The organism is Jeotgalibaca caeni, assembly GCF_028863945.1.
In the GTDB taxonomy this organism is placed as follows: domain Bacteria; phylum Bacillota; class Bacilli; order Lactobacillales; family Aerococcaceae; genus Jeotgalibaca; species Jeotgalibaca caeni.
In genome coordinates this window covers 1-15,690 of the sequence record NZ_JARBEA010000058.1, presented here as the reverse complement: position 1 = coordinate 15,690, position 15,690 = coordinate 1, and the positions used below count along the sequence as shown (strand labels likewise).

Genomic DNA, 15,690 nt, shown 5'->3' with positions numbered 1-15,690 from the left:
TGGTAACTTCAATATAACATGGAATTCACGTGGCGTTTTTTTTATTTTAAATGGCTAAGTTCATTATAAAATCCGCCGATAGAATATACTTAATTACTACTGATCTAGGGTGAACAAATTCTTTCTCCTGTATTCCTTGAATAAGCTGCTATCTGTAAAGCGTCTTAAAATGGCGCTAGAGAAGATAGACGAACTTATTCATGACGCAAAAGGAAAAATGGAGAAAAAAAAGAACCACCATCTAAAAAAGCATGGTGGCAATCCTGACGTGGCTTAAGACAGGAAGTGACAAATGATAAGAGCCACTTTCTCAATGAATGTCAGCCACGACAGAACTCGTTTTGAGAGTTTTTTATTCTAACAATTATTTTGACTTTTTTGACTATCGTTAAGGTGTACTCTGTTTACGATTATTTATTGAAAGACAAAATTTGGTATTCATATGGAGCGAGGGTAACGGTACTTGCCGAAACCGTTTCTCCAGTTAACAACTCAGTAGCCTCCTGATACAAATCATAATCCACTGATTCATTCGTCATGTTCGCAATATAAATATGCAGCGCTCCATCTGCAGTTCGTGTATATTTCTTCAAACCGTTTCTCAAACGCACATATTCTCGGTCTGATTCATACGGCAGCACTTCTGCTCGTAAAAATTCTTGCCATAATTTACTGTCCGTTATTTCTGTTGGCAAGCCTCCTACATAAATCACTTCTCCAGCGCCTACTTTTCCTTTCGCTGCGAGTGTTGCTCCTTTTTCATCCTTGACAAGCGATTCCCAGCCTGTTGGATAGTTAAAGGTTGTCACCATCCGGTCTATTGGTTCACTTATTTCTTTGTACAACCCGTTTCCTGCTCCAGTAGATTGCTTCACTTGGTTCAGGCCTAACCATTCTCCTAAAATGTCCAGTCCATTTCTTTCTGGCCAAGATAGTTCTTCCGTACGGTCGCCGGTCATTGGTCCCAGAATCAACTTGCCGCCACGATTCACAAATTCTTGGAATTTTTCTAAGACAGTCGGGCTAATCCAGCGAACAAACGGAACGATTAACACTTTATACGCATCATAGTCACTAGATTCGTGAATCATCTCTACGTTCATACCGTTACGAGTAAGAGTTCCATAATAGTCGGTAACTAACGTGCGATGATCATAAACGCCGCCATTCTCAACGTTATAAAAACGTTTTGCATGATCGGAATAAAGGAAGGCGATTTTCGCGCGTTGATATTTACTTTCCGCTAAAATCGGCTGCATTTGTTTGGTTAACTGGCCACTCTTCAACACATCTTCATAGCCGATATCTGGTTCCCCCCAAGCCGTTACGACACCACTATGCGGCTGTTCGACACCAAATCGGTGGTTACGGTAATGCCAGTAAGTGAATGTTTTCAGGTTTCCAGCGAATCCAATAAACAACTCTGCTGTAATCCAACCTGCAGGAGATGGAGCAATATAATTTTCAATGTGACCCGCATGGGAAGTAGATGTTTCTAACAACATTACTTCTTCGCTTGTTTTCTTGACATTACGCCAACGGTCAACGTTTATCGTGAAGGCAGGATAATTACTGGAAGGCGCGTAGGTGTCGAATCCAGCAACATCTAATTCCGAGAACAGACGGTCATTCATCAAGTTAAACCCAAAGGCAGTATTGTGTGTAATTGGTACAGCTGTTTCCATCCGGATAAAGTGACATAGGTCATGCGCGAATTCATTGAGTGTATCTGCAGTAAATTTACGGAACGCATTCATCAAAGAAGAATTGTGTAAGAATGGTGTTTTCGTTGGGAGCACAATGGACTCAAATGTGTCGTAATGTTCGCTCCACACTTGGGTGCCCCACTTCGCATTCACTACTTCAATCGTTTGGTATTCTTCTTGTACATATTCATGCCAACGAGAACGACATACGTCACAGTAACACAAGTCCACATGACACTTGAACTCGTTATCTAATTGGATGGCAATCACATTTGGATACTTCTCTGCTACGCGAGCCACTTCTCTCGTCATGCGGTTCGCATAATAACGAAACTCTGGATTATTCGTACAAACATGTTGTCTGGATCCATGTTCCATTACGGTGCCATCAATGTTTTTGATTCTTGCTTCCGGGAATTTTTCAGTAAACCAGCGTGGCGGCGTTGGTGTTGGGATGCATAAACAAACATCGATATTGTATTTTTGATAAGTTTGCAACGCTTCTTCAAAAACAGTTAGATCAAATTGTCCTTCCTGCGGCTCAATATGCTTCCAAGCAAATTCACCAAAACGAGCGAAGTTCATGCCAATCTCTGCCATGTGTGCCACGTCATGCTCAAATATCTCTTTGCTCCAAACTTCCGGATACATACAAGCACCGTAGTAGTGTTTTTTAAAGTGCGGCTCTGTCTGTAAATATTCGCGCAAACGAATTGTCACAAAACGAGTGATTTCTTGGCCCGCACGTTCATGGAATGTGTCTGCGGTTCCTTCTGTAAGAGCTTCTTGATACAAGAACGCTGCATAACGATTCACATCATACATAGGAACTTCCAATTTCTCTGCAATTTTACGAAGCTTTACTTTCTCTGCTGCATCATGCTCTGGTTGATCTAGCTTGGTCGGTGTACATAAAATAACCTGCACTCCTTTTTCTTTCAGGCTGCGCACCATCTCTTCACGAAGAGAGGAAGATTGAACTAGAACGATACTATCAGCTTCTACTTGTTCAAGAACCGGATCAAGCGCGTTTGCCTCGGATAAGTCGATCGCCGAAACCAGCACCTCTGCCTGTGGATATTGTTTCTCTACTTGTTGAAGTTCTTGTCCCCATTCATTTACTAATTCACCGATTACTAGAATTTTCACTATTCATTACCTCACTATTTGTATTTAGAAGTTCTGCCAGGAAGGCGAGCATAAGCCCCTGTCCCCAGCCATGGATCCATTCTTTCGAAATGGTACGGTAACCTGCAAGATCTTTCATTACAGCCGTGCCGGCCGACACGTTCAATACTCGTCCATCCTCCGTTATGGATGCAAGAAGACCTGGAATCGCTTTTTGGATGTATTTTCGGTAGAGCGGATTCCCGCTTGCCAACAACGCACTCGCTATTCCTGCAGAGGCAGATGTCTCTTCATACGATTCAGGATCATCTAAAAGGGTACGCCATAAGCCGTTTTCTGTCTGAAGCAGCTTGAGCGCAGACAGTTGTTCCCACAGAGAACTCTGAATATCCATATATTTCGGATACAAGTAAGCCTCTGGAAGTCTCGCTCCTACTTGGGACATGGTATAGGCTGCCCAGGCATTCGCCCGTCCCCAATAAAAACCAGAAAGATTTGTTTTCGCTACATGGCTGTAGCCATGATAGAACAAGCCTGTTGCTGGATTCTGGAGGAACTTGATGTGCCAATAGTATTGATTGAGTGCATCTTCTATTAATTCTTCATCTTTCGTTTTGATTCCAACCCGCAACATCAAAAAAGCCGCCATAAAGAGTGTATCGGCCCAAGCTTGTTCGGGAAAATCATTGTTGGGAGAAACCGTATGTTGCAAAACGCCATCACCAAAACGAAGAGCACGATTGCGGAGGTAGTCAATTTTACTTTCTACCAACTGCCAGTATCGTTCGTCCCCTGTGTATTCGTATAGGGTGAGGAGGCTGTGGCCCATCGCACACTTGTTAACAGTCCAGTCTGCTGGAAAGCCAAACGAAATTAATTCGTCCATGCGCTCTTTCAATTCAATCAAATAGGCTTCCTCTCGCGTATATTCATAAGCACGACAAATGCCATAATAAGCTACGCCGCACTCCCAATCCCAAGTCATATCCATTTTCATTGTTCGTTTTACAATTCCATCCAACGTCTGTCTCACTGCAGACGGTTCGAAATTAAATTCGTCCATGATTTTATTCCTCCTTGAGACAAAATAAAGCCGCTGTGTAGAAAAACAGATTCCCGCACAGCGACTAAATCTATTCATTTTCTTATTCGGTAGGGCCTAGCTTTTTGGTGGATTTACCATCTTCGTATGCTTTAGCACGCTCTTCGATAATCTCCTGGAACCCAGCTTCTAAATATTGTTCGGAATATTCATCATATAGCTTATCAAATTCAGCCGGATCCGACATCACGATCGTATCACGTAACTCTGTATACAATTGTTGCAAAGTACCCATATATTCAATTTCCGATTCGATTGGAACAGAATAAGCAGGGAAGTTGACTGCGTAGCCTTCTTTTGCCAATTCTTGTTTTTGTTTCGTTACATCAATGACTTCTTGAGTGAAGTCTTTTGGCAATCCTTTTGGAGTAACTGCAGCAATCATATCTTCCAATGTTCCAGCCATGCGAGTTTCTACAACGATTGCCCAGTAATCTTTATTGTTGTTGAATCCTTGTTTGTATTCGCCTTCATAATCACCTACTGATTCAGGTAGTTGTGTTTCTTCATTGATGGTATAATTTTCACCTTCGATTCCCCACTGCATGGTTTCTAAGGTTTCTTCTTGCGCCATCCATTCCATGTACATCCATGCTGCTTGCAATTCTTCTTCCGTAGCCTGGGAAGAGAAGCCAACAATCATTCCAAATGGGTTATCTGACATGTAAGCGGCAGATGTTCCGGCTTCAGGATCTTCTCCAGTCATCGGTACAATTGCTAGTTCAGCATCTGGATTATTTTCATAGAATGAATTAAGTGTATCAGAGTTTGACGAAATATACTCGCCAAAAACAAAAGTTTCTCCATTAATAAATCGAGCTTTTTGCGTTTCTAGGTCGGTTATGTAATATTCTGGATGAAGCAAGCCTTGATTGTATTTTGAATTTTCTCTTCTCAGATACTCTCTGGAAGGCTCATAACCGAGTGGCGGAAGAACAGCAGAAGCGTAGGTTGCCCATTCCTTTTCATCAATTGGGTAGTCCATAAATGGAATGTTTACATCCGCACCTTGTGCTGCAATAATTGCCCCACCTAGTGGATGTTCAGCAAGTCCTGCTTCCTGAATCTTCAACATCGCTTCTTCATATTCTTTATAAGTAGTAGGATACTCGTCATACCCTACTTCTTCTAACCAATCTTTCCGATAAAATTGTTGGAAATTATAGGAAGAAGCCCAGTATGGACGTTTCGCCAAAGTAAAATACGTTTCCCCATCCATTTCCGTAAAGTCTAATTGTCCTTCTTCTTCCATCTGAGCGTAATAAGTTGGTGCCACTTCTTTGAAGTCGTTTAAGTCAAACGTAGTAAGATAGCCCTCATTCGCCCATTGTGTTACCTTTGGATAGTCATATTCCATCAAAATGGTAGGCAGGTCTTGAGAAGAAGCTAGCAAAGCGTAGTCTGTCATAACGTCTTGACGTGTGATCGGAACAAATTCTACATTGATGTTATTTGGATCACCAAACTCTTCTTGAATCCAATTTGTCCAATAGTTATCATCAACCGTCGGCACCCCTTCTACACCTCGGTCATAAACAGGTACACGTAAGGTTACCTCTTCAGAAAACCCATCCGTATTCGCTACACCAGAATTACTACTTTGATTTTCATTTGCATTATCTGATGCGCCTTCATTTCCGCCAGTTGAATTACATGCAGCTAATGCGGAAAGAACAAAGAAACTACCTAAAAGAACCTTACCAAATTTATTTACTTTTTTGCTATCCATTGATTTGATCTCCTTTTCTATTTTAGCCTTTGACTGCTCCAATCATGACACCTTTAACAAAGTATTTCTGTACAAATGGATAAAGAATGATAATTGGTAATGTTACAAACATAATTGCTGCTGCTTGAAGGACTTCTGGTGTGCTCTGAACGGCAGCCGCTTCTGATAAAGTAATCGATTGAGCCTCAGATGCAGATGAAACCATTTGAAACAGTTTGTATTGAACCATTTTCAAATTTTCTGAACGAATAAAATACATATTATCTGCATATGAGTTCCATCGACCAACTGCATAAAATAAAGATAAGGTTGCTAAAATTGGTTTAGAAAGTGGTAATACAACTTTCCACAAGATTTGGAAATTGGTTGCACCATCTAAGATGGCCGACTCTTCCAAACTAGTAGGAATATTCGCTTGGAAATAGGTTTTCATGATCAACATGTTGTAAGCAGAATAAACGAGCGGCAAAATCAAAACCCATACCGTATCAAGAATCCCAATTCTTTGATAGAGCAAGTATGCAGGAATTAAACCAGCCGAGAAATACATCGGCAACATACAAATAAACGTAAAGAACTTTCTTCCTTTTAGCCTTTTTTTGGATAAAGGATACGCTGCACAGATACAAACAATCATTCCAAGCACTGTAAAAACCAAGGTCACAAGAAAGCTATACACAATGGAGTACACCATACTTCCATCTCGGAAAATCGACTTGTAAGCTTCAAAATTAATTCCCTTTGGTAACAAGAAAACATCTCTTGCTAAAACAGCGGCGTCAGAAGAAATAGATTTTACTGCAATGTGAATAAATGGCAAGATACAGGTTAAACATAATAACAATAGAATTGCTGCCATCACAATATCTGCTACACCAATTTTGTCCATATCTCTGACGGACTTATTTTTCCTGTTTGTTTTTTTGAGTTCTACTTGTATCGGATTGCTTACGTTTTCTTCCATAATCTTCTCCTTTCTTCTTAACGGTTCTAAATGAGCCCATCCTCTCCCATTTTCTTAGCAACCCGGTCTGCAATTAGTACCAAGGCTAACCCTACTAAGGACTGGAATAACCCTACTGCTGTCGCTTCACTGAACTTGCCACCACCAAGTCCCTTTTGGAAAATATAAACAGCCAATTGATATTGGAAGTCCCTGACTCGAGTGTTGTCAAAGACAGCAAGTCGTTCTAAGTTACTTCCCATCACGCGTCCAAGGTTCATAATCAGCAAGGTAATAATGGTGCCTCGAATCCCCGGCAAGGTAATGTACCACATTCTCTTCCACCGATTGGCTCCATCAATCATGGCTGCTTCATATAGCTCGCCATTAATACTAGTGATCGCTGCTAAATAAATGATGGTTCCCCATCCCATTGACTGCCATACGCCAATTAACAAATACGTGATGGCCCAATTGTATTTCTCGGTAAGAAATGGAATTCCATTTTCTATCCACCCCATATTCATCAAGAGGACGTTCACTAATCCCGTTGTCGGTTTGAATAGTAGATAAGCCACACTCCCAATAATTGCCCACGAAAGAAAATGTGGTAAGTAAAGGACCGTTTGACTCACACGTTTGAACCGTTTCAAACGTACTTCATTAATAATAAGTGCCAAAATAATCGGAACGGAGAAACCAACAATTAAGTCTAAAACGTTAAATACAATCGAATTACGCAGTGCACGAATAAAGTCAGCATCATTAAATATTTTTCTGAAAATATCTAATCCTACCCATTCACTACCTTCAAACCCTTTGATTGGCTTGTAATCCATAAAAACCATACGCAATCCAGGATAGGTTGCATAGTTAAAAACAATTAGAAAGGTTACTGGAACTGCCAACAATAAGTATAGTTGCCAATCTTTTTTAATGGCATCTTTCCATTTCCCTCCGGTATGCGCTTTCATTTTCTTGCCGTTACTTGTCGCTAATCTCAAGTCGAATTCACTCCTTTATAACGAAAATTTTGTTATTTCTCTCCTTCTAACAACCTAAGTGTAACGCTTACATTTTTTGTATTCTATTCAATTCAAATCGAATCCTATGCAATTTCGACTATTAATAAGCTAGATTAGCAAAAAAAGCCAAAGCATCTATTTGCTTTGGCTGCTTACGGATATTTTGGTGGTTCCATCCACCCATTGTATTCAATCAATTCTCCTTGCGAAATGGATGTATTATTTTTACGCCACTCACTCGGGGTGACACCGGTACGTTTGAGGAATTGGCGATTGAAGCTAGAAATTGATCGAAACCCTACCTCCTCTGCAATGGTAATTACCGCATCATTTGTAGTGGTCAGTCGCTTCATTCCTGCTTTAATACGGATTAGATTTACATAGTCAAGAGGCGCTACATTCATGGCACTTTGAAAGAGTCTTCGAAAGTGCGTTAAGCTGAGATTACATGTCTGGGCTAGCTGTTCAATCGTCAAGTGATAGTCTTGATAATGCTTCTGGATGTAGTGAAGAGCCGGATCAATTCTCCCCCTACTAATGATATCCAGTTCATCCTCGATGGATTCTAGATTTTGCCCTTCATTCATCATATTCATCACAAATGCCAGCATCAAACTACGAAAAACCGTTTTATAGTTTGGTTTCTCTTCTTCTAATACTTGAACCATCAACTTTACTAAGTGATTGTAATAAGGATTTGTATTCTCTGAGATAATCGTAAAGAAATTAATCGAAATTTTATTGAGCGCCTCGGTTACAGAACAATCCAATAATACGGAAGAGAAATAAGGAAATAACAGTTCATCCAAATTCACAAAAATATAGCTCCATTTACTAAACGTATTCGGTGCCGAATAGGTGGTATGGGCCACATCACTGGTAATAAAAGTAACATCCCCCGCTCGGAATGGATGCTTTCCACCATTATTTACGATAATGCCATGGTCAGAGTAGCAAATACCAATTTCTGTGCAATTATGGAAATGTAAAATGTCAGAAGGAATGTCAGAAATACGCCATTTTTCTCCGGTTAAAAGCAGTACCGGAAAATCACGTTGCAATTGATAACTGCGTAATTCAATGACTTCTTTTTTCTTCATTTCTATCCCCTTTCTGTTTGTGCTGTTTGAATCACTTTCCTAAAAATGCGATTGAGAAAGAATGATTGAAGATAAGCTGTAAAGGAAACTCCAATCACTAGATAAAAGTACAAAAGATAAGGAGTATAATGAGGCAGCCAGTAAATCATAGCCAGTGCTGGCCCCACTACTATGAGTAGGAGCAAGATAGAATACGGCAAAAAACCGATTGCAATCAAGAATGTATTTTTCAAGGTTACTTTAATCGGATTCGGAAACTTCGCCAATATCGGAAATACATACAATAAATAAATAATGCCTAAGCCAGCAAAAAAATAAAGCAGTGGAATCAGAACCGTTTGAAAGATATTATTTTCTACCACAAGACGATAATCAAAATAAAGGACCGCTGCTAACGTAAGCAACATCATCCAAATGACGGTCGCTTGCTTCCAGTTCCTAGATAATTCTTGGAAGAATAGCTTAAAAGGATAATAATCTTCCTTGTCCGCCATCTTCATCGTTACGCTATACAAAGCTGTTAGATTGGCGCCGATTGTCACAACCGGAAGGCACAGAAGAAGAAAAATGACATTCAACCCCATCCAATCAAACACTTTTGCCATTCCTTGATTAAATTTATTAGTTAGTGAAAACATGGCCTCTTCCTTTCATTTACATTTTTGTAACCGCTTCTTTATCATACAATACTTTTACCGCTGATTGTTTAAAATCCTTTATGTTCTTTTAAGAATTCTATCTCTTCTGGCGTTGAGGCTCGGCTTAAGGCTTGATTGCGGTGCGGATAACGGCCAAACTGCTGGATGATTTCTTGGTGTTCGATTTCATAGCGCAAATTTTCTTCCATCCCCTCTTCTTGGAAAAGTTCTCTGGCGATTTCATGAATAGCGAGTGACTCTGCATGCATGAACGGCATATAAAGGAAGGACCGCTCGGACGTAGTGAGGGTTGACGCCTCTCCTGTCCGGATGGCTTCTTGGGCGAGGACGAGCGCCATCCCGTCATAGGCATAAGCCTCTGCTTGATTACGATACAAGTTCCTCGAGAATTGATCTAACAAGATGATCTCCGCTACTCTTCCTTGGATACAGTCTCGCCAATGCCAGAGCTCTCCTTTTGTCGCCTGCTCATGTACGGATGAAAATCTTTCTTTTATTTGGCGGTCCACTTCTTCATTTTGTTTGAACCAATTTGCCGAATCAACTTCTTGAAACCAAAAATAAAGAACTTCTTTTACATTCATTTTGATTCACTCCTTTTCTTTATTTAATCATATAAAAAGGAAATAGCTACTTTCTACGAACTTATATAGAGAAGGAGGTTAGATATGCTTATTAAAAAACAAGACGAATTGAAAGAGCTTCTGATTTTGAAGGCACTGGATGCGAGATGGCAGCTAGACGAAAAAACGAGAAATCGTCTCTTTCGCTTGGAGAGTGGCCTAGAGGGCGAAGCCGATTTTTTGGCGGCGTTAGAAAAAAGTGAATGGAATGCTTTATTTTTTGCAGATTTAAAATTGAAGATTCATTTTTCTAGTGTCCAAATTGATGCAATGGCCATCAGCAGGAAAACGATTCATCTATTTGAAGTAAAAAACTTTACAGGAGAATATTATTATTCAAACGGGCACCTCTTCATGAAGAATGAAGTCGAAGTAAAGAACCCACTTCATCAAGTGCAAAACATTGAAATAGCTGTGCGGCAACAATTGAAGTCCTGGGGCTTCGACTACCAAATCATTCCTTGGGTTGTTTTTGTGAATCCCGAATTTGTGCTGACTCAATCCATTCGAACCGACCCGATTATCTTTCCTAACCAGATTGAAAAAAAGTTAAAGGAGTTGGGCGTACACTCATTTGTCAGTAGAGAAGATCGGGAACTGGCGCAGCGTTTCATGGCGCTGCACGATTCCAAACTTTCTTTTATCGAAATTCCGCCCTACAGTAAAGCGGCATTAAAAAAAGGACTAACATGCCGTTCCTGTAACCAAATAGGAATGACGGTCAAAGATAAGACATGCTTTTGCCCATGGTGCGGGATGCGAGAATCCATGTATTGTACCCTATTAGAAGCATCCAGAGATTTCTCGCTTCTCCATCCGGGTCAAAAGCTGACTGTTGCTGCTGTATCTGATTTCTGCGGCAAAAAAGTCTCCAAGCAAGCCATTCGAACCGCTTTAATGAAAGAGTACCAACTTGTAAAGAACGGTCGAGCTTCTTATTATGTCTAATCGTTGCGATAAAAAGTGAAAGCAGCTTGCTATCGCAACGATAAGAGGTGTTGCGTTGTGATAGCTGGTCGAATCAGTCTGCTATCACAACGATAAATGACTTTGCGTTGCGATAGCGGCTTTACGAAAAAATTACCGCAACGATAACTCTTCCCATACAAAAAACCTGAAGCGAAAATCGCTCCAGGTTTTTTCTTATTTATTGAATTTTTCTTTATATGCTGCAACAACTTTTTCTGTTGTGAAACCAAGTGCGGAAGTAACCGTTTTTCCTTCGCCACTTGCTCCCCAGCGGTCAAGTCCATATGCCAATCCATCAAGACCGACATAACGTTCCCAGCCATATGTTGCACCCATTTCAAGGGACATACGTGTGCGAACTTCGTTTGGCAAAACGGATTGCTTGTACGCATCGTCTTGTTGTTCAAACAGGAACATACTTGGCATCGATACTACAGAAACGTCGATTCCTTCTTCTCTCAGTTGAGCTTGCGCTTCTACTGCTAAGGAAACTTCGGACCCTGTTGCGATCAAGATACCGTCTGGTGTTTCACCTTGTTGAGGTGAAAGTACATAGGCTCCTTTGCGCACGCCTTCTCTTGCATGTTCTTTGGTTCCTTCAAGAACTGGCAAGTTTTGACGAGTCAATACTAATAGAGTTGGTGTGTTATAAGATTCTACTGCTACTGCCCATGCTGAGCTCACTTCGTTGCCGTCTGCTGGACGAATCAAGTTCATGTTTGGCATACCGCGGAAGCTGGAGATTTGTTCAACTGGTTCATGTGTTGGGCCATCTTCCCCTACTGCTACAGAATCATGTGTCATAACATAAGTAGCACCAAGTTTGGACAAGGCTGCTAAACGCATTGCTGGACGCAAGTAGTCTGTGAAGACGAAGAAAGTTCCTGCATACGTTTTTGAACCGCCGTGTAAAAGAATTCCGTTCATAGCTGCTGCCATCGCAAATTCACGAACGCCATACCAGATATTACGGCCAGCATAATTGTCAGCACTGTAATCTCCTTCAGCTTTGTTCATTGTATTGTTGGAAGAAGACAAGTCAGCCGATCCACCCCAGAAGTAAGGGATTGTTTCGCCTAAAGCTTGAATTGCTTCACTGCTCGTTACACGAGTTGCTTTGGCTGCGTCGCCCACTTCGTAAACTGGTAATTTTTCTTCCCAGTCTTCCGGTAGACGGCCCGCAAATGCGTCTTCGAATTGTTGAGCCAATTCTGGATAAGCTGCGCGGTATGCTTCAAATTTTTCTTTCCATTCTGCTTCAGCTTTTTGGCCGTTTGCAAGAATCGTTTCATCGAAGCGAGTTTGCACTTCTGCTGGAACGTGGAAGTTGTCAAATTCCCAAGCATATGACTTCTTCGCAAATGTTACTCCTTCTTCACCAAGTGGAGCACCATGCACTTTGTTCGTACCAGCATTGGAAGCACCATAGCCAATTACTGTTTTCACTTCAATCAACGTTGGCTTGTCTGTTTCAGCTTGTGCTGCTTCGATTGCTTCGCTGATTTCTGCCAAGTCATTGCCGTCTTTTACTAAAATATGTTGCCAACCGTATGCTTCAAAGCGTTGTTTCACGTCTTCAGAGAAAGATTTGTCTAGCGGTCCATCTAAGGAAATGTCGTTAGAATCATAGAGTCCAATCAATTTTCCTAATTTCAAATGTCCTGCTAAACTTGCTGCTTCATGAGAGATTCCCTCCATCAAGTCCCCGTCACCGCAAAGGAAATACGTGAAGTGATCCATGATGTTAAAGTCGTCTTTGTTGTAAGTAGCTGCTAAGTGCGCTTCTGCCATTGCCATTCCGACCGCATTCGCAATTCCTTGACCTAATGGGCCAGTCGTTGCTTCCACTCCATCCGTATAGTGAACTTCTGGATGTCCAGGTGTTTTGCTTTCATATTGACGGAAGTTCTTCAAGTCGTCTATGCTCACATCGTACCCGGAAAGGTGCAACATGCTGTAAAGCAGTGCAGAACCATGTCCTGCTGATAAAACAAAGCGGTCACGATTTGCCCACGCGCTGTTTTTAGGGTTTACTGTCATGTATTTTGTCCATAGGGAGTACGTCATTGGCGCTGCTCCCATTGGTAGTCCAGGATGTCCGGAATTTGCTTTTTGGACGGCGTCAATACTCAAAGTACGAACGGTGTTCACTGCTAATGCATCAATCTCATCAAACATTTTATTCCTCCTTGACACTATTTGTTCTTATTTTAACCTAAATACTCGTGAAAAGAAACTCATTCCGCGGAAGTTTGGTGAAAACCTCACCATTGTTTATAATAAAGGTACGAATATGTTCACAAAAAGGAGCGTGGAAAGAAATGGGATTATTAGTGGATGGAAAATGGCATGACGAATGGTATGACACAAAAGCTAGCGGCGGGCGTTTTGTGCGCTCAGATTCTCAGTTTCGCAATTGGATCACAGCAGATGGTAACCCTGGTCCAACCGGCGATGGCGGCTTCCAAGCAGAACCCAATCGATATCACTTGTACGTATCTCTTGCCTGTCCTTGGGCAAGCCGAGCACTCATCATGCGGAAAATAAAAGGACTGGAAGAGATGATTTCCCTATCGGTCGTTCATCCTTTGATGGAAGAGCACGGATGGACCTTTTCAGAAGGAGAAGGAGTCATTCCCGATCCGGTAGTAGATGCAGATTACCTTTATCAAATTTATACGAATGTCGATCCAATCTATAGCGGCCGAGTAACGGTGCCGGTATTGTATGACTTGAAGCAGAATAAAATTGTCAATAATGAATCGGCAGACATTATCCGGATGCTGAATTCAGCCTTTGATGAATGGGGTGCGAAGGAAGGCGACTATGCACCGCAAGACTTAATCGAAGAGATTGATGCAGTTAACGAGAGAGTCTATCACGCGATTAACAATGGTGTTTACAAAGCGGGCTTTGCTACGGAACAGCACATTTACGAGGAAGAAGTCACTCACCTATTCAACGCGCTGGATGAATTAGAAGCACGCTTGGCCCACCAACGTTATTTAGTCGGCGATCAAGTGACCGAAGCGGACTGGCGCTTGTTTCCTACTTTGATTCGCTTTGATAGCGTCTATTACGGTCATTTCAAATGTAACCTCAACCGTTTAGTGGACTACCCAAACCTTTGGCGGTATACGAAAGAGTTGTACAACTGGCCCGGAGTTGCGGAAACCGTCAACTTTAACCATATTAAAGACCACTATTACCGAAGCCACAAGACGATTAATCCAACTGGCATTGTACCTAAGGGACCGAAGTTAGATTTGTCTATTTAATATGTGACCGGATTCATAAAGATTGGTACAATAGAAACAAAATGAATGTTAGGAAGGATGAAGTTAATGCAAGTGCATGAAGAGATTTTTGGCATGTGGAATAATCAAGAAGTTCCTGTCATCACGTTAACAAACAGCAAGGATGTTTCTATCAAAGCAATTCCTTACGGAGCCCACCTGATTGAATGGTCGGTACCGGATAAAGATGGAGACTTTGATAACATTACGTTAGGACTCGATGATTTAGAAGAGTACACGGAAGTCCGTCCTTATTATGGCGCAACGGTTGGGCGTGTTGCTGGCCGAATTAATTCAGGTATGTTCACGTTAGATGGCGTTGAATACAAGTTGGAGAAGAATCTAAACGGCCATCATTTACACGGCGGCCTTGAAGGATTGGACACCAAGTTATGGGACTACAAAGTTACGCAGAGCGAAGAAGAAGCAAGCATTATTTTTTCTTACGAAGACCGTGACGGCGAAAATGGGTATCCAGGCACCCTGTCTGTCGAAGTGACCTACACTCTTACGGAGCAAAATGAATGGAAAATTGCATACCGTGCTACAACGGATGCGCCAACCTTGTTTAATCCAACGAATCATGTGTACTTTAACTTGCACGGTGATGCAACTCGCACAATTATGGATCATTCGCTATATGTGAACGCAGATCAGTTTGTTGAACTGGGTGAAGGTACGATTCCCTCAGGCAACGTATTGCCTGTTGATGAAACGCCATTCGACTTTAGAGAAGCAGCTCCTGTCCAACAAACGATTGATTCCAATCATCCGCAAACACAACTAGTGAGCGGGTTAGATCATCCTTTCGTCCTGAATCAAGACGATAAAGGCCCTGATGCGATTATTCTCGACCAAGAATCTGGTCGCACCATTAAGATGTGGACCGACCAACCCGTTGTAGTGATTTATACGCATAACGGTCCGCAAGCAGGCGTAACAATTGATGGAAATGAAGTAGGCGCCTATGCAGGAATCACACTTGAAACTCAGGGATATCCTGATGCAATTAATATTCCAAACTTTGGCAATATTATCTTGCGACCAGGTGAAGAATTCCGTTCCGAAACAATCTATCAATTTCATTTGAATGAAGCAATTTAATAATGGAAAAGAGGCGTGGAATTTCTCCCGCCTCTTTTTCTTTGCGTATGGGTTCAATAAGTTGTTGCGTTGCGATAGGAACCGGATTAAGCTTGCTATCGCAACGATAAATGGCGTTGCGTGGTGATAGGCAGCCGAATCAACTCGCTATCACAACGATAAGTGATTTTGCGTTGTGATAGTGACTCCAAAGCCTACGCTATCGCAACGATACTGCCTAAAAGAAAAAGGGGCTGGGACAAAAGTCCCCAATCCTAAAAAGTTCCACACCATCGAACGACTAAAGGGTGTGGAACTTTTTTACTT

Annotated in this window: 12 protein-coding genes; 3 read left to right on the top strand and 9 right to left on the bottom strand. The window is 41.6% G+C overall.

Going from position 1 to position 15,690, the window contains the following annotated elements:
• Positions 1-410: 410 nt before the first annotated feature.
• From PVE40_RS10730 to PVE40_RS10695, 8 genes are all read right to left on the bottom strand, one after another.
• Positions 411-2,855 carry a beta-galactosidase gene (locus PVE40_RS10730; RefSeq protein WP_274731930.1) on the bottom strand — a complete coding sequence of 815 codons (2,445 nt, stop codon included), beginning with the start codon at positions 2,853-2,855 and terminating at the stop codon, positions 411-413.
• A complete protein-coding gene (locus PVE40_RS10725) occupies positions 2,833-3,897 on the bottom strand; it encodes a glycoside hydrolase family 88/105 protein (protein ID WP_274731929.1) in 1,065 nt (354 codons plus the stop codon). The genes PVE40_RS10730 and PVE40_RS10725 overlap by 23 nt, the downstream gene beginning before the upstream one ends.
• An 82-nt stretch (positions 3,898-3,979) precedes the next feature.
• Positions 3,980-5,665 carry a type 2 periplasmic-binding domain-containing protein gene (locus tag PVE40_RS10720; protein WP_274731928.1) on the bottom strand — a complete coding sequence of 562 codons (1,686 nt, stop codon included), beginning with the start codon at positions 5,663-5,665 and terminating at the stop codon, positions 3,980-3,982.
• 22 nt (positions 5,666-5,687) lie between these two features.
• On the bottom strand, positions 5,688-6,629 hold the full coding sequence (locus PVE40_RS10715; protein ID WP_274731927.1) for a carbohydrate ABC transporter permease: 942 nt from the start codon (positions 6,627-6,629) through the stop codon (positions 5,688-5,690).
• A gap of 26 nt (positions 6,630-6,655) precedes the next feature.
• Positions 6,656-7,612 carry an ABC transporter permease gene (locus PVE40_RS10710; protein ID WP_274731926.1) on the bottom strand — a complete coding sequence of 319 codons (957 nt, stop codon included), beginning with the start codon at positions 7,610-7,612 and terminating at the stop codon, positions 6,656-6,658.
• 173 nt (positions 7,613-7,785) lie between these two features.
• Entirely contained in the window at positions 7,786-8,733 is a 948-nt protein-coding gene (locus PVE40_RS10705; protein WP_274731925.1) for an AraC family transcriptional regulator, read from the bottom strand.
• Positions 8,734-8,735: 2 nt separating this feature from the next.
• Positions 8,736-9,371 (bottom strand): YesL family protein, encoded by a 636-nt coding sequence (locus PVE40_RS10700; protein ID WP_274731924.1) that lies wholly within the window; start codon positions 9,369-9,371, stop codon positions 8,736-8,738.
• A gap of 68 nt (positions 9,372-9,439) precedes the next feature.
• On the bottom strand, positions 9,440-9,976 hold the full coding sequence (locus tag PVE40_RS10695) for a DUF924 family protein (protein ID WP_274731923.1): 537 nt from the start codon (positions 9,974-9,976) through the stop codon (positions 9,440-9,442).
• 84 nt (positions 9,977-10,060) lie between these two features.
• On the opposite strand from PVE40_RS10695, the gene PVE40_RS10690 reads away from it, so the two are divergent.
• Positions 10,061-10,963 carry a nuclease-related domain-containing protein gene (locus tag PVE40_RS10690; protein WP_274731922.1) on the top strand — a complete coding sequence of 301 codons (903 nt, stop codon included), beginning with the start codon at positions 10,061-10,063 and terminating at the stop codon, positions 10,961-10,963.
• A gap of 195 nt (positions 10,964-11,158) precedes the next feature.
• On the opposite strand, the gene tkt is transcribed toward PVE40_RS10690, so the two are convergent.
• Positions 11,159-13,162 carry a transketolase gene (gene tkt / locus PVE40_RS10685; RefSeq protein ID WP_274731921.1) on the bottom strand — a complete coding sequence of 668 codons (2,004 nt, stop codon included), beginning with the start codon at positions 13,160-13,162 and terminating at the stop codon, positions 11,159-11,161.
• Positions 13,163-13,305: 143 nt separating this feature from the next.
• Here tkt and PVE40_RS10680 point away from each other — a divergent pair, with 143 nt between their 5' ends.
• Both PVE40_RS10680 and PVE40_RS10675 read left to right on the top strand, forming a co-directional pair.
• Entirely contained in the window at positions 13,306-14,262 is a 957-nt protein-coding gene (locus PVE40_RS10680; RefSeq protein ID WP_274731920.1) for a glutathione S-transferase family protein, read from the top strand.
• 66 nt (positions 14,263-14,328) lie between these two features.
• Positions 14,329-15,384 (top strand): aldose epimerase family protein, encoded by a 1,056-nt coding sequence (locus PVE40_RS10675; protein WP_274731919.1) that lies wholly within the window; start codon positions 14,329-14,331, stop codon positions 15,382-15,384.
• The last annotated feature ends 306 nt before the right edge of the window (positions 15,385-15,690 follow it).

Coding starts and splice junctions, on each gene's coding strand:
- PVE40_RS10725 (WP_274731929.1), bottom strand. CDS start 3,897: ATGGACGAATTTAATTTCGAACCGTCTGCAGTGAGACAGACGTTGGAT.
- PVE40_RS10720 (WP_274731928.1), bottom strand. CDS start 5,665: ATGGATAGCAAAAAAGTAAATAAATTTGGTAAGGTTCTTTTAGGTAGT.
- PVE40_RS10715 (WP_274731927.1), bottom strand. CDS start 6,629: ATGGAAGAAAACGTAAGCAATCCGATACAAGTAGAACTCAAAAAAACA.
- PVE40_RS10705 (WP_274731925.1), bottom strand. CDS start 8,733: ATGAAGAAAAAAGAAGTCATTGAATTACGCAGTTATCAATTGCAACGT.
- PVE40_RS10700 (WP_274731924.1), bottom strand. CDS start 9,371: ATGTTTTCACTAACTAATAAATTTAATCAAGGAATGGCAAAAGTGTTT.
- PVE40_RS10695 (WP_274731923.1), bottom strand. CDS start 9,976: ATGAATGTAAAAGAAGTTCTTTATTTTTGGTTTCAAGAAGTTGATTCG.
- PVE40_RS10690 (WP_274731922.1), top strand. CDS start 10,061: ATGCTTATTAAAAAACAAGACGAATTGAAAGAGCTTCTGATTTTGAAG.
- tkt (WP_274731921.1), bottom strand. CDS start 13,162: ATGTTTGATGAGATTGATGCATTAGCAGTGAACACCGTTCGTACTTTG.
- PVE40_RS10680 (WP_274731920.1), top strand. CDS start 13,306: ATGGGATTATTAGTGGATGGAAAATGGCATGACGAATGGTATGACACA.
- PVE40_RS10675 (WP_274731919.1), top strand. CDS start 14,329: ATGCAAGTGCATGAAGAGATTTTTGGCATGTGGAATAATCAAGAAGTT.